General features: G+C 40.2%; 18 protein-coding genes and 1 rRNA gene. 15 read left to right on the top strand and 4 right to left on the bottom strand.

All coding sequences use genetic code 11. The annotated features are described in order from the left end of the window. From HP439_RS11135 to HP439_RS11085, 11 genes are all read left to right on the top strand, one after another. The coding region (locus HP439_RS11135) for a DNA polymerase (protein ID WP_246229335.1) at window positions 1-1,014 on the top strand (1,014 nt) is incomplete at its 5' end. 10 nt (window positions 1,015-1,024) lie between these two features. Beyond that, entirely contained in the window at window positions 1,025-2,149 is a 1,125-nt protein-coding gene (locus HP439_RS11130) for a toxin-antitoxin system YwqK family antitoxin (protein ID WP_172390413.1), read from the top strand. A gap of 54 nt (window positions 2,150-2,203) precedes the next feature. Further along, complete coding sequence (locus tag HP439_RS11125; protein WP_172390412.1) at window positions 2,204-2,857, top strand: phosphatidylserine decarboxylase family protein; 654 nt, start codon at window positions 2,204-2,206, stop codon at window positions 2,855-2,857. A 51-nt stretch (window positions 2,858-2,908) separates the two neighbouring features. Further along, on the top strand, window positions 2,909-3,934 hold the full coding sequence (locus tag HP439_RS11120) for a sensor histidine kinase (protein WP_172390411.1): 1,026 nt from the start codon (window positions 2,909-2,911) through the stop codon (window positions 3,932-3,934). Window positions 3,935-4,018: 84 nt separating this feature from the next. Further along, window positions 4,019-4,666, top strand: coding sequence for a DUF47 domain-containing protein (locus HP439_RS11115; protein WP_172390410.1), 648 nt, complete (start codon window positions 4,019-4,021; stop codon window positions 4,664-4,666). A 30-nt stretch (window positions 4,667-4,696) separates the two neighbouring features. Continuing rightward, window positions 4,697-5,707 (top strand): inorganic phosphate transporter, encoded by a 1,011-nt coding sequence (locus HP439_RS11110; protein WP_172390415.1) that lies wholly within the window; start codon window positions 4,697-4,699, stop codon window positions 5,705-5,707. Between the two features lie 245 nt (window positions 5,708-5,952). Continuing rightward, a complete protein-coding gene (locus HP439_RS11105) occupies window positions 5,953-7,335 on the top strand; it encodes an OmpA family protein (protein ID WP_172390414.1) in 1,383 nt (460 codons plus the stop codon). A 197-nt stretch (window positions 7,336-7,532) separates the two neighbouring features. Beyond that, window positions 7,533-8,951, top strand: coding sequence for a tetratricopeptide repeat protein (locus tag HP439_RS11100; protein WP_172390409.1), 1,419 nt, complete (start codon window positions 7,533-7,535; stop codon window positions 8,949-8,951). Between the two features lie 7 nt (window positions 8,952-8,958). After that, entirely contained in the window at window positions 8,959-9,711 is a 753-nt protein-coding gene (locus tag HP439_RS11095) for a shikimate dehydrogenase family protein (protein ID WP_172390408.1), read from the top strand. Window positions 9,712-9,819: 108 nt separating this feature from the next. Then, complete coding sequence (locus HP439_RS11090; RefSeq protein WP_172390407.1) at window positions 9,820-10,461, top strand: MBL fold metallo-hydrolase; 642 nt, start codon at window positions 9,820-9,822, stop codon at window positions 10,459-10,461. 3 nt (window positions 10,462-10,464) lie between these two features. Further along, complete coding sequence (locus HP439_RS11085; RefSeq protein WP_172390406.1) at window positions 10,465-11,703, top strand: FtsX-like permease family protein; 1,239 nt, start codon at window positions 10,465-10,467, stop codon at window positions 11,701-11,703. Here HP439_RS11085 and HP439_RS11080 read toward each other — a convergent pair whose 3' ends face one another. Further along, window positions 11,704-12,357: a hypothetical protein gene (locus HP439_RS11080; RefSeq protein WP_172390405.1), complete on the bottom strand. Its 654-nt coding sequence runs from the start codon at window positions 12,355-12,357 to the stop codon at window positions 11,704-11,706. 53 nt (window positions 12,358-12,410) lie between these two features. Further along, entirely contained in the window at window positions 12,411-12,686 is a 276-nt protein-coding gene (locus tag HP439_RS11075) for a NifU family protein (protein ID WP_172390404.1), read from the bottom strand. A gap of 228 nt (window positions 12,687-12,914) precedes the next feature. On the opposite strand from HP439_RS11075, the gene HP439_RS11070 reads away from it, so the two are divergent. From HP439_RS11070 to coaBC, 3 genes are read left to right on the top strand one after another with little or no spacing between them, the layout of a single operon-like run. Beyond that, window positions 12,915-13,844: an outer membrane protein assembly factor BamD gene (locus tag HP439_RS11070; protein WP_172390403.1), complete on the top strand. Its 930-nt coding sequence runs from the start codon at window positions 12,915-12,917 to the stop codon at window positions 13,842-13,844. 26 nt (window positions 13,845-13,870) lie between these two features. Continuing rightward, entirely contained in the window at window positions 13,871-14,200 is a 330-nt protein-coding gene (locus tag HP439_RS11065; RefSeq protein WP_172390402.1) for a DNA-directed RNA polymerase subunit omega, read from the top strand. Window positions 14,201-14,210: 10 nt separating this feature from the next. Beyond that, a complete protein-coding gene (gene coaBC / locus HP439_RS11060) occupies window positions 14,211-15,422 on the top strand; it encodes a bifunctional phosphopantothenoylcysteine decarboxylase/phosphopantothenate--cysteine ligase CoaBC (RefSeq protein WP_172390401.1) in 1,212 nt (403 codons plus the stop codon). Here coaBC and HP439_RS11055 read toward each other — a convergent pair. Then, window positions 15,409-16,776 (bottom strand): methyltransferase RsmF C-terminal domain-like protein, encoded by a 1,368-nt coding sequence (locus tag HP439_RS11055; RefSeq protein WP_172390400.1) that lies wholly within the window; start codon window positions 16,774-16,776, stop codon window positions 15,409-15,411. The two genes, coaBC and HP439_RS11055, sit on opposite strands and share 14 nt — an antisense overlap. Before the next feature lie 64 nt (window positions 16,777-16,840). Here HP439_RS11055 and HP439_RS11050 point away from each other — a divergent pair, with 64 nt between their 5' ends. Beyond that, window positions 16,841-17,224 (top strand): SRPBCC family protein, encoded by a 384-nt coding sequence (locus HP439_RS11050; RefSeq protein WP_172390399.1) that lies wholly within the window; start codon window positions 16,841-16,843, stop codon window positions 17,222-17,224. 149 nt (window positions 17,225-17,373) lie between these two features. On the opposite strand, the gene rrf is transcribed toward HP439_RS11050, so the two are convergent. After that, window positions 17,374-17,485, bottom strand: a 5S ribosomal RNA gene (gene rrf / locus HP439_RS11045). Window positions 17,486-17,491 lie beyond the last annotated feature (6 nt).

The following is a 17,491-nucleotide window of genomic DNA, read 5'->3' as shown; positions in this document are numbered from 1 at the left end:
TTACAGCTCGACCCAAAAGCAAAAAAGACCAAAACCGGACAGTATAAAACTGGTGAGGATGTGCTCTTGGCGTTAGCGAATAAATCCGATATAGTGCAAGACATCCTTGAATTCCGTCAGATGCAAAAATTGAAATCGACCTATGTAGATGCACTGCCGACATTGATAAATACAGAAACAACCCTCATACATACCTCATACAATCAAGCTGTAGCAGCTACAGGCCGATTAAGCTCCACTAACCCCAATTTGCAAAACATACCTATACGCACCGAGAAAGGTCGAGAAGTCCGCAAGGCATTTATTCCGAGAAATTCAGGCAATGTTTTGATTTCTGCGGATTACTCACAGATCGAACTACGTATTATCGCGGAACTTAGCAAGGACGAGAACATGCTTGAAGCATTCCGCGCAGGTCATGATATCCACCGCGCGACAGCGGCACGGGTTTATGGAATCGCTCTTGACGAAGTTACCTCAGAACAGCGCCGTAATGCGAAAGCCGTTAATTTCGGCATCATATACGGGCAATCGGCATTCGGACTTTCACAAAGCCTTGGTATCCCTCGCAAAGAAGCTGCAGCTATAATTGAACAATACTTCGCTCAATATACGGGAATTCGGAACTATATGTCTACGGTAATCGAGACCGCAAAAGCAAAAGGATACGTCGAGACAATCCTCAATCGTCGTCGCTATCTACGAGACATTAATTCTGCGAATATGACTGTCCGTGGTTTCGCAGAGCGCAACGCTATCAACGCACCTATTCAAGGGTCGGCCGCTGACCTAATCAAAGTAGCAATGATTAATATACAAAACGACATTACCCGAAAAAAACTCCTCGGAAAAATGATAATGCAAGTGCATGATGAGCTTGTATTCGACGTTCCAGAGGGAGAAGTTGAGCAATTTACAGAACTGATAAGATCAAGGATGCAAAATGCAATTACACTAAAAGTCCCAATCGAAGTTGAGGTAGGAAAAGGTAAAAACTGGTTAGAAGCACATTAATATCGAGGATATGGTAAAAACGATCTGTACATTCATATTACTGCTGAACACCGCATTAATTACATTTTCTCAAGTAGAAAATACGGGCACAAAACGAGATACCTTATTTGAAAATGCCCCGTCGGGGCTAGTTAGGTTTTATTTTGACGATCACTATTTTCTAGTGGACAAAAACTGCGAATTTAAAGCTATCGAGCGTGTGTCCGCATTCATCGTTGATAAAAATGTGTTCCACGGCGAATTCAAAGATTTCAACCGTTCGGGGACCTTAATATTAACAGGAAACTACAATGAGGGTGTAAAAGACGGCCTGTTTACCGCGTATCATCCAAACGGAACGACAAAATGGACTTGTACATTTAAAGAAAATAAGCCTACCGGAGACTGGAAATATTACTATCCAGATGGAAAACCGATGCTTACAGTCAACTACGACAGTACCATGGTAACATTGGCTGATTTTTGGGACCGCCGAGGTAAACAGGAAGTTATTGCTGGAAAGGGTATTTATGAGTTTAAGATGCCTTTCGAGTTTTATAACGAATTTGGCTATCCTTACTTTATTCGCAAAGGGCGAATCAAAAATGGTATACCAACAGGATATTGGACAACGACGGTTACTGACAACAAAAAAAACCGTGAACTTTTCGCCGAAGAAATATTTAATGACCAAGGTATCATGACCGAGGGCTATAATCTAATGGCTGCAAAACCACTCCAGGCTCCGTTCAGCATTTTACCCACGAACCATTTCGAAACAGCAGAACGCATCGTCTATAAACCCTGTACATTCGATGCATATAGTGGATTCGACGCCTATCTTGGCGATAAATTCAACAGCATGAGTCTTGACACAAAAGAGATTACGGCTGGCCTTACCAATACGGAGTATTTGATTTCCTATAATGTAACCCTAGACAAAGATGGCATGCCAAGCGGGATAAATTTCAGTAAAAAAACAAAAAATGAAAGACTGGATCAGTGGATTGTAGAATTGATAAAAGAAATACCTTACTATTTTCCTACGTTGGATGCAGAAGGAAAGCCTATCGAGGATAAGCTTAAGGTTTCGGGAATTCTTAACATTAATGCACAAGGATCCCCTAATTTCCATAGTTTTAGTGTTGAAAGGTAAAAACAACCATAGAGGAAATTCAACGAATATCTTATATTTGCAAAAAACAAAGACATGAAATTCCACAAAGAAGGATATACTAGCCTGGCAATTGTCGTACTTGTTGTACTTATCATCAATGCACTGGCAGACTACTATAATGCGCCAGACTATCTGAAGTGGTTTTTATATCTGCTATCAGCATTCCTGGTAATCACTATTTTGCAATTTTTCCGTAGCCCTTCCAAACAAACAACACCGGACGACCGTATCGTCCTGTGTCCAGCAGATGGTAAAGTTGTGGTGATCGAAGAAACCGAGGAAACTGAATACTTTCAGGACCGTCGTATACAGGTATCGATATTTATGTCTCCCATTAATGTTCATGTAAACAGAAACCCGATCAGCGGTATTGTTACTTACTTCAAATATCACCCAGGTAAGTTTCTCGTCGCTTGGCATCCAAAATCCTCTACAGATAATGAACGAACGACTGTAGTGGTAAAAAATGCGAACGGAATTGAGGTATTGTTTCGTCAGATTGCAGGCGCTATGGCACGGCGGATCGTTTGGTATGTCAAAGAAGAAGATCAGGTCACACAAGGTGAGGAGTTCGGATTTATTAAGTTCGGTTCAAGAGTCGATCTATTTTTACCTCTCGGAACGAAAATAGACGTTAACATCGGGGACAAAGTTACTGGTGCAAAGACGATAATCGCACGTATTTAACATTAATTTAAAATAGGAATGTTAATTTAGGCTCTGATTACAGAGCACACAATGAACTTCAAAGTTTTCACATTATTAATCGCCTTAAGTATTGGCCTGCTAGTTGGTTTCACGGACTTCTACCATCGCGCGAGCTTCCAGATTGCATTACTGATTTTTATCGCTACAAGTGCCCTCAGCTTTGTCGCCTTGTTAAATCTATTCGAAAAGTTCGTGTATAAACGCATACGGAACGTATATAAGCTAATTCATAACCTAAAGCTCGGTAAAGAGCTAAGAAATGCTTTGGGAGATCAAATAAACGATGACCCCCTCGCTGACGCGGAACGTGAAGTACGCGACTGGGCAAAACAAAAAGCCTCTGAAATAAGTAAATTAAAAGAACAAGCGCAGTTCCGAAAGGAGTTCCTGTCTAATATTTCGCATGAATTTAAGACGCCATTATTTGCGACTCAAGGTTATATTGAAACCCTACAAGACGGCGTCATTGACGAAGACCCAGAGATCGCGAAAAGCTTTCTTGAAAAAGCATCACGTAATCTCGACAGATTAAGCTACCTTATTCAAGATTTAGAGGAGATATCAAAACTAGAAACTGGAATTATCTCGCTCACCATGGAGCGTTTTGATATCGTTTCTTTAATAAAAGAATGCATCGAAGATTTAGAAGGAAAAGCCAAAACAAATAATATAGAACTAAAATTCAAAGGAAAAGCGAATCACCCCGTCTACGTAAAAGCGGACAGAAAGCGTATCCAGCAGGTATTAACGAACCTTATCGTCAACTCAATCAAATACGGTAAAAAAAATGGGAAGACGTCTATATCTGTATTCACCTTACTTGATCAGATACTTGTCGAGGTAACCGACAACGGGCATGGGATTGATGAAAAAACACTCCCCCGTGTATTTGAACGCTTTTACAGAGCCGACAAAAGCCGTTCCCGTGATATCGGGGGAGCCGGACTGGGTCTAGCAATAGTCAAGCATATCATCGAAGCGCACGAACAAAATGTTCATGCGCGCAGTACAGAGGGGTTAGGCACAACATTCGGATTTACGTTAGCAAGCACATAAAAAATTTAAGCCAATAAAGATTTCAACCAAAAAGTTAACATTAACTTAACATATCATTCATAAATTTGCATAAATTTTAAAACTATGTCATTAAATAGCATTTTTCAGTACTTCGTCCCGAAGGATAAAAAGTTTTTCCCGTTGTTTGAACAAGCCGGGGCAAATTTAATCGAAATGGCAAAAAAACTGCAAGAGATGGTAAATACTACAGATCCTGCTAAACGTGCTGAATTGAATAAAATACTAGAAGAGCTTGAGCATCAAGGCGATAATATCACACATCAAATTCATTTGGAGCTTGGAAAAAACTTTATCACTCCATTTGACCGTGAGGATATCCATGCACTCGCTAGCTCGCTTGACGATGTAGCGGATTTTATCTATGGGGCTTCCAATCGCATGGAACTTTATAAAGTCGTAAACGCGAGCACAGCAATGAAAGAAATTACAGATCTCATCGCGGAGGCTACGGTGCATGTCGCAACAGCACTTAACGAATTAAAAGATTTAAAAAACATCCGTAATATCACAGATTCTTGCGTTCGCATTAATAGTGTTGAGAACAAAGCAGATTATATTTTTGACAAAGCAGTGGGCGAACTTTTCGAATTCGAAAAAGACGCGATTACGCTAATCAAAACTAAAGAAGTTCTTTCTGCCATGGAAGATGCTACAGACAAATGTGAAGACGTGGCAAACGTATTGGAAAGTATTTTAGTTAAGAATGCTTAATTTACAATTAAAGAAAGCTTAACTCGTATGATGATTTCAACATTATTGATCGTCGTTGTTGTCCTAGCGATAGCATTTGATTACATCAATGGTTTTCACGACGCTGCAAACTCCATCGCAACGATCGTATCTACAAAAGTCTTAACACCGTTTATGGCTGTACTATGGGCCGCGATATTTAACTTCGCTGCTTATTTTTATTTTACGGACCATAAGGTAGCTAACACAATCGCAAAAACAGTTCTTGACGAATACATCACCCTCGAGGTAATATTTGCAGGGCTAGTCGCCGCTATTTCATGGAATTTATTTACTTGGTACTACGGTATACCATCTAGCTCCTCTCACACCCTAATCGGAGGGTTCGCAGGATCCGGGATGGCTTTCGCGGTAATTCAAGGGGTTAACCCTTTTGATGCAATAAATAACAGTGCGATTTTAAAAACGGTTTCCTTTATTGTACTGGCGCCAATCATCGGGATGTTTTTCTCCGTAGTTATAACTATCCTGATTATGAACCTCGCCAAACGAGCGAGGCCATCGGTCGCTGAGAAATGGTTTAAGGTATGTCAGTTAATATCGTCGGCAGGATTAAGTTTTGCACACGGAGGTAATGACGCCCAAAAAGTAATGGGTATCATTGCTACTGCTTTAATCGCGGAACAAATCATCCCTAATTTTGAATCCATGCCAAACTGGGTACCGCTTTCCTGTTACCTCGCTATCGCATTAGGAACAATGAGTGGGGGTTGGAAAATCGTTAAAACCATGGGTACAAAAATTACGAAGGTAACACCGCTTGAAGGGGTTGCAGCGGAATCCGCAGGGGCGATTACACTAGGTGTTACGGAGCATTTCGGTATTCCAGCATCTACAACCCATACTATTACCGGAGCTATCATTGGCGTTGGCGTAGTAAAACGAGTATCTGCAGTACGATGGGGCGTGACCATAAGCCTTTTATGGGCGTGGGTACTAACTATTCCCGTTAGCGCGGTGCTTGGTGGAATAACTTTAGCTATAATTCACTACATCCTGTAATGTAGCATTAATGCTACAGCCTTTGTATTTTTATCGTTATACAGGTAAAAATAATAGAAATATTTTGCTGTTCTAAATAATATATATACTTTTATGCCGGTATTTTACTGGCAAGTACGGCGAAATATTAGTGATCATAATTTTTCTGAGAAGCCAAATCATTTTGGCATCGTTATTGTTAAGTTATGTTAAATTTGATTAAAGTGAAAACAATTAAAAATTTTAATAACCTTAAAAACAAGAGTATGAACTATTCTACAATTAAAAAAACAGCTGTTGCAGCATCTTTAGTAGCCGCTTTAGGTTTCGCTGAAACTGCGCAAGCTCAGACTCCAACTGTATTTGGTGGTAGATCACAATACAGAACATGGTCGATCGGTGTTCAAGGTGGTATCACTACTCCAGGAGCAATCACTGGTGGTTCTAACCCATTTGGACAAAAAGTTGGTTACTTCCAAAATAAAGTAGGTGAGTACTATGGTTTAACTGTACGTAAACAATTCTCACACCTATTCGGTTTAGAATTAGAAGGAAACCGTGGTAAAATCAAAACTTACAACCACGATGTATCAGGTCCTGCTATAGAAAACAGTAGAGGAGCTACTTCTGCTGAGGTTGACGTAAACTGGGCAGCTAGCTTAAACGGTGTATTCCAATTAGGTACTATCGATTTCTTAAGAAGAGAAAATGCAGTTAACTTCTACGCAAAAGTAGGTTTAGGAGTATTAGCATCTAACCCTGTACAATATTCAGGAAATGATTTCTCAGGTTCTGTAGTTTATGACCAAAAAGGTAACTGGGGTGAAGAAATCTTCGGAGATCGTGAAGCTACTGGTGACAAAGATTACAAACTTTCAGGTTTTATCCCTGTAGGAGTTGGTGTTAAATTCAAATTATCTGAAGTTGTTGCCTTGAACTTAGGTTACACAATGAACTTCACTGATGACAACTTACTTTACGGTCCTGCTCGTACAGACTACAAAGGTAAATTCTCACAAGTTTATGGTGGTTTAGAGTTTACTCTGGGTTCACGTGATAAAGAAAGCTTAACTTTCACTAACCCAGTTGCTACATTATATGATGAGTTGAAAGATCCATCATTACGTAACGAAGTTGAAGCATTGAAACAACGTGTGTCTACATTAGAAGGTACTGTTGATCAATTAAGCAAAGACTCTGATGGTGACGGTGTTTCTGATAAATTCGACAAATGTCCTTCAACTCCAGCTGGTACTGCAGTAGACGGATCAGGATGTCCAATTAAATTCCCTGAGCCAGTTGCAGCTAACGATGCAACTTCAGGAGAATATTACTCTCCTATCCAATTCGAATTTGATAGCTCAGTGTTGAAAACTGAATCTTATTCAACTTTAGATAAATTAGCTAAAGAATTACGTGACGCTAACGCTTCTGTAACTCTTGACGGTTATGCTTCTGAAGAAGGTACTGAAGATTACAACATGAACTTATCTACAGACCGTGCGAACGCAGTAAAACAATACTTAGTTAACGCTGGCGTATCTGCATCAAGCATCAACGCTAACGGTTATGGTGAGGCTAACCCAGTAGCATCTAATGCAACTGAAGAAGGTCGTGTTCAAAACCGTCGTGTAGAAATCAAAAAATAATTCTCTTTTAGAATTATAAACGATAAGAAAGCCGATTCAGCAATGAATCGGCTTTTCTGCTATATTGATATTTTTTAACGCTATCTTTGCTAATAAGACCCTTAATGTGGAAAACATTTATGAGCGAATTTGCTTTTTTTACGTAATTTTCACTCATACTGGGATTATTAATAGTTAGCATTAAACACATAGCGGATATGAACAATAAGGAAGATAACTTCGGTTTTGACTCAGCCAAGGAGATGCGAGAAACCATTGCTACCTACGAGTCTATGTTACGCAATCAAGAAGAATATTTCTTCGATTCGGAAGTGTTCCTAAATATAATAGCGTACTATTTCGAAGGGAAGAAAGATCCTGTAAAAGCATTACAAGCGGTAGATATTGCAAATGGGCAACACAATTACGATGCGACATTTTTGCTACAGAAAAGCCAAATATACGCATCTATTAACCAACTTGAAAAATCTCAAGAAACGCTTGAGGAAGCCAGTCATCTTGAACCCAATAGCGAAGTCATATTCATGATTAGAGGGAATCTAGCACGTATACGCGGCAACTATGATCAAGCAGAAGAATATTATTCGATGGCCCTAGAAAATGATGCAGATGCATCCGTAGTATACGAGTCAATCGCGTTGTTGTATTTAGAAAGAAAGCAAAATCAAGAAGGAATAAAGTACTTAAAACAATCCCTCGATATCGATATCGATAATCTACACGCCATTGACACGTTATGTGCTTGTTGTATCGAAGCAGGTAATCCTGAGGAAGCTCTACCCTATTATACGAAGTACTTAGATAACAATCCGTATAACGAACTGGGTTGGATAAATTATGGAGTCACATTAGACGCCTTGGGGCGCTTGGATGAAGCAATAGATGCATTTGATTATGCTATCGCGATCGATGAAACGTTTGTCCCAAGTTACTACAGTAAAGCTTCAACGCTACTCCAACAAGGAAAATACGACGAAGCAATTGAAAATTTATTAGGTACGTTTATATATGCTTCGCCTAACGCGGAAGTGTATTGCATGCTGGGCGAAGGCTACGAAAATATAGAGGAATTCGAACTAGCTCGGGACTTCTATAAAAAAGCTTCTAAGCTCGATCCCGAAAATCCAGATGCCTGGTTCGGAATAGGCACTACGTTAGACGCTGAGCAGCGTTATCACGAATCCTTACACTTTTTCAAAAAAGCTATCAAACTAGACGACACAGACCCTAGCATATGGTATGCCCTTGCGCAGGCATACTCTGAACTCGGACAGTTCAAAAAAGCAGAAAGTGCCTTTCGGAAGACTGTAGAGCTCGATCCCGAGGACTACGAGGCATGGTTAGATTTTTCGGTAATCTACGTTGAAAAATCCGATATTGAGGGTGCAATTTCAATAATGACCGAGGCTATATTAGCGAATGACGATGTACCGGAGCTGTATTACAGAATGGCGGCGTATCGTTTCGTCGACGCACGGTTTGATATTGCATTAGAACATCTAGAGTCTGCTCTCGGCTTATACCCAGATAAAGCATATCTAATTTTCGACTATATACCGAAATTACAGGGGAACAGTTTAATAGTTGACATGGTGCGCCGATACACAGAGAATTAATATCAAGATGAAGAAATTAGGTCTGATAGGTTTCCCCCTTGGGCATTCGTTTTCAAAAAAGTATTACCTGAATAAATTTAGAACAGAAAATATAACAGGTATTGATTATGAACTTTATTCGATAGAACATATCGAACAGTTTCCCGACTTGTATCAAAATGACGGCTCGTTTTATGGCTTCAACGTAACAATCCCTCATAAACAGACAGTGATCGCTTATATGCACGAGCTTTCGCCAGAGGCTGCCAAAATTGGCGCGGTAAATTGTATCCAGATCAGATATAATCAGGAGAATCCCGTATTAAAAGGTTTCAATACTGACGCGTTCGGGTTTGAAGAATCTCTGAAACCACTATTACGTAACCTACAGAACACGGCGCTGGTCCTTGGAAATGGCGGTGCTGCAAAAGCTGTATTTTTTACCTTGGAGAAACTAGGGATCCCTTATAAGATCGTAAGTCGAAAACCCGGGACCGGCGACCTAACATATGAAGATCTTACCGAACAAATAATTGCTGACCACCAATTGATCATCAATTGCTCTCCTGTGGGGACCTTCCCTAACGTAAATGCCTCTCCAAAAATACCCTACGAAGGAATAGGAGAGACACATTTATTGTACGATCTTATTTATAATCCGGAAGAGACCGCTTTTCTTAAACAAGGTCGTAAAAAAGGTGCTACGACGAAAAACGGATATGAAATGCTTCTCCTCCAGGCCGAAAAAAACTGGGAAATCTGGAATGAAAAGATTATATAAATATTTCTTCATCCGCTTCTTTACCGAGGGCAAATTTATACGATAATGCGATCTGCCAATCCGGGGAAAATAATTCCTTATTATATTGTTTTTACGTAGTTTTGAAGTATGTTACAAGTCCACTCTTTTGTATTTAACGCATTCCAAGAAAACACCTATATTGTCTACCAAGAAAAAGGTGACTGTGCTATATTTGATCCTGGGATGTCGAACGTGGCAGAACAAGATGCATTGGTAGCTTTTCTCGAAGAGCACCAACTAATCCCCACCGCGTTATATAATACCCATGGTCATGTGGATCATGTATTGGGAAATCATTTTATATATGAAAAATACGGCCTGATTCCTCAAATGCATGAAGGAGAGGTACCCGTCCTTGTCGCTGTGCAAAACATCGCTCCAGCCTACGGTTTCCGTTACGATGTCTCCCCGATACCAGAGACGTTTTTAAACGAAGGGGATAACATAACTATTGGTCAATACAATTTCCAAATATTGTTCGTTCCCGGTCATTCTCCTGCCCATATTGCGTTTTACTGCGCCGACCAAAAGATTCTTATCGGTGGAGACATTCTGTTTAGTGGAAGCATCGGTCGTACAGACCTTCCGGGGGGAAATCATCAGTTATTATTAGACAATATAAAAACAAAGATATATACATTAGATCCCGACACCATGGTCTATCCTGGGCACGGTCCCTCGACAACAATCGGCATAGAAAAAAAGACCAACCCATTTATTCGCGCATAATTGATGAGATTACCCGTATTCTTCGCTCGGCGATATTTATTTGCGAAAAAGTCGATCAATGCAATAAACATTATTTCGGCAATTAGCGTAATCGGCGTATTGGTTAGTAGTGCAGCATTAGTCATTGTACTATCCTTCTATAATGGAATGGAGAACCTTATCCTCTCGTTATATTCAACGTTTGCACCTGAGCTTCGCATTGAGCCGACAAAAGGAAAGACATTCAACCCCAATTCAGACATATTTTTAAACTTACGCAAGAACCCCACCGTAAAAAGCTACACAGAGGTTTTAGAAGATAAAGTTCTAATCCAGTACGACGATCAACAATTCATCGCTCAGTTAAAAGGCGTGGAGCCTAAGAGCCTCCTTCAGGTTGACCACAGTGAAATGCTTTATGCCGGGAGCTTCCTTATAGAGCAAGATAGTTTCAACTATGCTATAATTGGCGCACAGGTGCAGGCGAATCTCCGTGTACCTATGGATGGAGCTGATAATAGCATTAGACTTTTTTCACCGCGCAAAGGAGTATCAGGGACAAGCGTAAATCCGATGGATGACATCAATGTTCGCATAATATCTCCCATCGGTGTCTTACATTACCAACAAGGATTTACAAACCTTATCATTACACCTTTAGATTTCGCTAAAGACTTATTAGGGGAATTCCAACGTGTATCCGCTATTGAGATCTACACCTCCGATTCAACAAAAATAAACAGTTTACAATCAGAAACTCAGCGTCAATTAGGAGAGAACTTTATCGTTAAAAATAGAGAACAACAGAACCCGCTACTGTACAAAACTATTCGTTCAGAAAAATGGATCGTCTTCTTTATATTAACCGTAATTGGAATTATAGCCATCTTTAACATCATCGGTTCGCTAACGATGCTCGTAATCGATAAAAAACAAGACATGGCCGTTCTTCGAAGCCTTGGCGCGGACAACTCGCTTATCCAACGTATATTTTTTTACGAAGGAATCATGATCGCTTTTATAGGGGGAGTAATTGGCATCGCCGCTGGACTAGTTTTCTGCGTAGCACAAGAAAAGTACGGGTTTATAAGAACCGGAGAAGGAGCTGGGTCTGTTATGGACGTCTATCCTGTAGATATCCGTATACTAGATTTCGTGCTGGTATTTATAACTGTAATGGTTGTCGCTATTGGGGTTTCCTATATTGCCGCACATTTAAGCGTACGCGAAATTAAAAACAACTCGATCCGATCGGCTGACTAACTAGTACTTCAGACGCTCTCGGCTATAATCTCCTTTAATAATAGAATTAATAAACGAACCCCACGCAATAGGACTAAAAAGAGGATTAGCGAAACGTTGATTAATATTCTTATTGGTCATGTTGATATGACGCTGCATGGAATTGTATGTTTGAATCTCTTCAGCACTACGAGGAACGATTTTAGACAAAGCAGCTAAAGCTTCGGGCGACAGGCTCCGGCGTATCCTAGAGGCATCGTCATTACTGACGTCTAGCGCTAAAAAAGCTTGGTTAAACTCCTCGATACTCGCCCAAGGAAACGGCATAACAGCCGGTAGTTCAATAACCATACTCTTCATTGATACTCTCGCGGTATATTTATCCGCGCTTGTCGCCGGAATAACCAATGAGGTCGGCTCAAACCCGACAGAGCTAAAAGCGATGGTGTCACCTACATGAGCAACAAACGAAAAATATCCCTCATTATCTGCCGCATATGCTTGGTTATTGTAGCTTTTATTCGTTACGGTAACAAAGGGCACAGCTAACTCGCCGCCTACTGAACTGATCAAACCGCTAAACTGTACAAGTTTTTTTTCCTGTCCAGATACGGTATTCAGCAGTAGACAGAATAATACTGTGAAACCAAGGAAATGGTGAATTCTTGCCGCCATGATTCAAATTTATACAAACTTCAGAAATGAAGGCTGTTAAATTGTGTTAACCACTAATTTTGTGACGGAGTAATAGCGCTAGGATCATTGATATCCGTAAGGTTTATCGCCTCTACTCCTGTAATTTCAGGAACGGATTTACGGATAGCTTGTTCTAAGCCGGCTTTAAAAGTCATAATGCTCATCGAACAATTCGCACAGGTACCCAACAACTTTAATTTCACCACATTCTCTGGAGTAATCTCTTCTACACTCACGTTTCCGCCGTCAGTTTCTAAATACGGACGGATGGAGTCCAATGCTTGTTCTACTCGCTCTAGTAATGTCATTTTTATCTGTAACTATATGTTAAGATCAAAGATAGGCAATTTCTCAAATAAAACGCGATAGACGTTAACTATAGGCTATAATTCAACACTTTGTTGACATCCCCATGTATAATACTGGTTAAAGAATGTTAAATGGCTTTATTTAAGTAGGTTCACGCCCCATTTTGCGGTATATTGCTCGCCTAAAATTAAATTGAAACTTAACTGTTTTTGACGTATCTTTGTAAAATGTTTTTAAATAGACGTATTGTATCTTTATTCGCCGGATTGGTGTGTGTCGTGCTTATGGGCAGTTGCAAAAGCAAATTTGAAAAAATTCGCGCAAGCAATAACATAGCTATGAAATATCAAGAGGCCGTTAAATTCTACGAGAAAAAGAAATACACGAAAGCCATAACGCTTTTCGATGATCTTATGACAAAATATCGTGGACAAGCTGAAGCGGAAGATTTATATTATTATACCGCGTATACTAGCTATCGCTTGCGTGACTACACGTCAGCACGATTTAGCTTTAAGAACTTCGCGACAACTTATCCGAATAGCCCGCGTGCGGAAGAATGTCGTTTTATGTCGGCCTATTGCTTCTATCTTGATTCACCCCGCTCCAATTTAGATCAGGAGAATACACGGAAAGCAATTGACGAGTTACAACTTTTTATTAACCTCTACCCAGATGGTGAGAAAGCCACAGAAGCTAGCGAATTGATACAAAAGTTGCGGGATAAACTGGAGACAAAAGCATATGCGAATGCGAAGTTATACTTTGACATGGGGCAACCAGACGATTACCGAGCTGCTGTGATTGCTTTTGAAAGCATGCTGAGAGACTATCCGGACACCAAATATGCCGAAGAAGCAGAATTCTTGATTTTAAAGTCACAATATTTATTCGCAGCGAACAGTATGCCTTATCGCCAAGAAGCCCGTTATAATGAAGCTATTGATTATTATGCTTCTTTCATTGAGACATACCCTGAAAGTAAATATCGTAATGAAGCGGACGGTCTTCGAGCAAGTGCTGAGAAAAGAATTGCATACGTTGTAAAACGGATGGATGAAGCGACCCGATTACGCCAACAACAACTCGAAGAAATGGGTATAACCAAGGAAGAGGCAGAGGCAAACGAGACTGCGAAAGAGTTAGAAAACAAATAAATTAGAAATTCATAATACTACATACAATGAGTCAAAACAAAAACACTACTGTTCCAAACTCTACGATCACGCGTGATTTAAGAGAATTAGATAAAGGTACGGAGAACATCTACGAGTCAATCGTAGTAATTGGAAAGCGTGCAAATCAAATTGCGGTTGATGTAAAAGAAGAATTGAATGGTAAGTTGGCAGAATTTGCGACGAATAACGATAATTTAGAGGAAGTTTTCGAAAACCGAGAACAGATTGAAATCTCTAAACATTATGAGCGCATGCCAAAATCAACGCTTGTAGCGATCGATGAGTTCTTAAACGAAAAGATCTACTATAGAAATCCGTCTAAAGAACAAGATTAACCGTTTTTAGATGTCGGTTCGAGGAAAACATATTGTGATTGGTATATGTGGCAGTATTGCCGCATATAAAATCACGTCCCTTGTCCGATTGCTCGTAAAAGCGGAGGCTAGCATTCAAGTGATTCTTTCTCCTGACGCAAAAGAATTCGTCACGCCCCTCACGCTAGCGACTGTGTCCAAAAATCCAGTTCTATCGGATTACTTTGATCGATCAAATGGAGTATGGAACAACCATGTGGAATTGGGTATCTCCGCGGATTTAATGCTTATTGCTCCCGCAACGGCAAATTCATTAAGTAAAATGGCTAATGGAGCTTGCGACAATCTACTATTAGCTACTTATCTTTCTGCAAAATGTCCGGTTTTCTTTGCTCCGGCAATGGATCTAGATATGTGGCAGCATCCCGCTACGCAGCGTAATGTATCCATATTAGAAAGCTATGGTAATAAAATGATCGCACCGAATTCTGGCGAACTTGCAAGCGGTTTAATCGGCCCGGGACGTTTAGCTGAACCCGATGAACTTTTCGAATTTATAAGCGACTTTTTTAACGAAGAACGCCCGCTTAAAGGAAAAAAAGCCTTGGTCTCGGCGGGACCAACCCATGAGGCTATAGATCCTGTACGTTTTATTGGAAATCATTCGAGCGGAAAGATGGGCTTTGCTATCGCTGAAGCGCTACACTCTTTAGGTGCGGAAGTTACATTGGTAAGTGGACCAACAACGCTGCCAACTCCCCCTGGAATTACTCGAAAGGACGTAACCTCAGCGCAGCAAATGTTGGAAGCCTGCAATCAATTTTTTGATAACGCTGACATTATCGTAATGAGTGCTGCGGTAGCGGATTATACTCCTGTAGAAACATCCGATCAAAAGATCAAGAAGAAAGAAGAAACCTTTCAAATTCGTTTAAAAAAGACGGTTGACATTTTAGCCTCGTTAGGCAACCGTAAGACCACAGGTCAAACATTAATTGGGTTTGCACTCGAGACTAACAATGAGCTCGAAAATGCCTTAGACAAACTTAACCGAAAGAATTTAGACTATATCGTTCTTAACTCTATGCAGGACGAGGGGGCCGGATTCTCAGGTGATACCAATAAGGTTACTATACTAGATAAAAATAAGCGAGTTCAAAAGTTCGAGTTAAAATCCAAAAAAGAAGTTGCATCGGACATAGCTACAATTATCCTCCAGCATCAAAAAGCTATAAATGCATAATGCGCCCGGATTTTGGATAGTAATTGTTTATTCTATTTCCTAATACTTTCACCCAACCAAGATTCACCCCTTTATATTGAACTAAACACCAGCCCTTTCTTGCCGCTTGAAATTCCGTAGTCATCAAAGCTTCTTTTCGCAAATATTTAAGCGCAGTTTCAAGCGATAGTTCAACTTTATTGATACCCGTATTAATATAGAAACTTAGTGCAAGGTCATGTGAAGGAATAAGCTCTCGCCCAGTCCATCGCCCAATATTTATCCCAGCCTCTCGTATATATAGTACGTTCTGTAGCCATTTTAAGTCGTCTGTATAGAGTTTAGGAAAAATATGAACATCTTCGCCGTGGAGAAATGTTGTGAGATCCTGAGGGACAGAAACCCACTGTGCTAATTCTTCGTTTGAGATAGCACTTTTCTCTGGTTTAGTTTTTCTCCGTTCAAAAGTATGCTGTGCAGATTTCTTTTTCAACACACCAATAAAAAAACCTTCTCCTTTTACTTTATGGGGATAAAAACGGTACCCAAACGCACTATGCTGTTTTGAAATACTTTCTTCCACCCCCCAATGAGGGTTTATGTTAACCTGTACCGTTTGAAAACCATATTCAGAAATCAGCCAATCGAGTATATCTTCATTCTCCTGTTCTGAATATGAACACGTGGAATAAAAAAGGTATCCACCTTCTTTCAGACACACAACAGATTCCGCTAAAATGCGTTTTTGCCGGTCACTACACAGGTTTACATTCGCTTGCGACCACTCGTCCACCGCACCCTCATCCTTACGGAACATCCCAGAACCCGAGCAGGGTGCATCGACTAGTGTTAAATCAAAATAACCTGGAAGCTTCGCAAATGCAGACGGATCGTTATTTGTAACAACCGCGATCGGTTCACCCCAACGTGTTACATTATCTTGTAAAATATTGACCCGCGCTTTTATCACTTCATTAGCAACAAGCAACGAATCGTGATGTAAATAACTACTGAGTAACGTAGTTTTACCTCCGGGAGCAGCGCACAAATCCAGCGCACGTACCGGCGAATTAACTAATCCAATTTCTTTTAGAATGTGAGCAATAAACATTGACGAAGCTTCTTGCACATAATAACAGCCGGCATGATATAGGGGATCAACTGTAAAAACTGGACGCTCAGATAAATAATAACCCCACTCACACCAAGGAACAGGCGAAACATTAGAATAACTTGGCTCAGTAATTTTTTTAGGATTCAATCGAATAGACGTAATCCGCTCGCCAACTTGGTGAACTGCTTTAAAAGCATCTACATCGAACCCTTCCTGTAGCTTTAACTTCTCTAATAGTTCATTTGGTAGGAAATTACTCATCAATTTATCGCTTAAATGTGCGTAAATTTACCAAAAATGACTACGAAACACAAAACAACAACGTATGAAAAATTTTAAAAAATACTATATAATTGGTGCTGAACCTGAAGAAATCTACAAAGCACTCACAACAGAAACCACTATAAGACTATGGACAGGTGATTTAGTCACTATCGATCCACAAGAAGGAGGAGCATTCTCGATGTGGGATGGTGCAATCACGGGAGAATTCATAGCTTTAGAACCTTTTAAAAAGATTGTACAGCAATGGTACTTCGGTGAGCAAGAGGAAAAGTCAATCGTTACAATAAAACTACACGAGCATAAGAAGGGCACCTCCTTAGAATTAGAACACATTAACATCCCAGATGACGACTATGACAACATGGTCGAGGGGTGGAACAGCACATATATGGCGTCGTTATCTGAGTTTTACGACGAAGATTAAAATAGCTTCAAAGAAATTATCGCGTTTTGGCAAGTAAATTAAGGTGAGTCGGCTGATCGATTCGCCTTTAATTTTTTACAATTTCATCAGCGAATCAGCAAAAAAGGCAAAAAAAACCCCTCCAATTACTTGAAGGGGTATTGTATAAAATTAGGCACCGACCTACTCTCCCACCTGTTACGGCAATACCATCGGCTCTGGCGGGCTTGACTGCTCTGTTCGGAATGGGAAGAGGTAGACACCGCCGATATAGGCACCTGAATATCT

The sequence above is a fragment of the Sphingobacterium shayense genome (assembly GCF_013179575.1).
Classification (GTDB): domain Bacteria; phylum Bacteroidota; class Bacteroidia; order Sphingobacteriales; family Sphingobacteriaceae; genus Sphingobacterium; species Sphingobacterium shayense.
Note: the sequence above shows the minus strand (reverse complement) of the source record. Positions and strands in the feature narration are given on the sequence as shown.

Excerpts from the sequence above, each read along its gene's own strand:
- HP439_RS11065 (WP_172390402.1), top strand. The coding sequence starts at position 13,871 with ATGAGTCAAAACAAAAACACTACTGTTCCAAACTCTACGATCACGCGT.
- HP439_RS11085 (WP_172390406.1), top strand. The coding sequence starts at position 10,465 with ATGAGATTACCCGTATTCTTCGCTCGGCGATATTTATTTGCGAAAAAG.
- HP439_RS11110 (WP_172390415.1), top strand. The coding sequence starts at position 4,697 with ATGATTTCAACATTATTGATCGTCGTTGTTGTCCTAGCGATAGCATTT.
- HP439_RS11115 (WP_172390410.1), top strand. The coding sequence starts at position 4,019 with ATGTCATTAAATAGCATTTTTCAGTACTTCGTCCCGAAGGATAAAAAG.
- coaBC (WP_172390401.1), top strand. The coding sequence starts at position 14,211 with ATGTCGGTTCGAGGAAAACATATTGTGATTGGTATATGTGGCAGTATT.
- HP439_RS11105 (WP_172390414.1), top strand. The coding sequence starts at position 5,953 with ATGAACTATTCTACAATTAAAAAAACAGCTGTTGCAGCATCTTTAGTA.
- HP439_RS11090 (WP_172390407.1), top strand. The coding sequence starts at position 9,820 with ATGTTACAAGTCCACTCTTTTGTATTTAACGCATTCCAAGAAAACACC.
- HP439_RS11055 (WP_172390400.1), bottom strand. The coding sequence starts at position 16,776 with ATGAGTAATTTCCTACCAAATGAACTATTAGAGAAGTTAAAGCTACAG.
- HP439_RS11095 (WP_172390408.1), top strand. The coding sequence starts at position 8,959 with ATGAAGAAATTAGGTCTGATAGGTTTCCCCCTTGGGCATTCGTTTTCA.
- HP439_RS11120 (WP_172390411.1), top strand. The coding sequence starts at position 2,909 with ATGAACTTCAAAGTTTTCACATTATTAATCGCCTTAAGTATTGGCCTG.
- HP439_RS11050 (WP_172390399.1), top strand. The coding sequence starts at position 16,841 with ATGAAAAATTTTAAAAAATACTATATAATTGGTGCTGAACCTGAAGAA.
- HP439_RS11070 (WP_172390403.1), top strand. The coding sequence starts at position 12,915 with ATGTTTTTAAATAGACGTATTGTATCTTTATTCGCCGGATTGGTGTGT.
- HP439_RS11130 (WP_172390413.1), top strand. The coding sequence starts at position 1,025 with ATGGTAAAAACGATCTGTACATTCATATTACTGCTGAACACCGCATTA.
- HP439_RS11125 (WP_172390412.1), top strand. The coding sequence starts at position 2,204 with ATGAAATTCCACAAAGAAGGATATACTAGCCTGGCAATTGTCGTACTT.
- HP439_RS11080 (WP_172390405.1), bottom strand. The coding sequence starts at position 12,357 with ATGGCGGCAAGAATTCACCATTTCCTTGGTTTCACAGTATTATTCTGT.
- HP439_RS11100 (WP_172390409.1), top strand. The coding sequence starts at position 7,533 with ATGAACAATAAGGAAGATAACTTCGGTTTTGACTCAGCCAAGGAGATG.
- HP439_RS11075 (WP_172390404.1), bottom strand. The coding sequence starts at position 12,686 with ATGACATTACTAGAGCGAGTAGAACAAGCATTGGACTCCATCCGTCCG.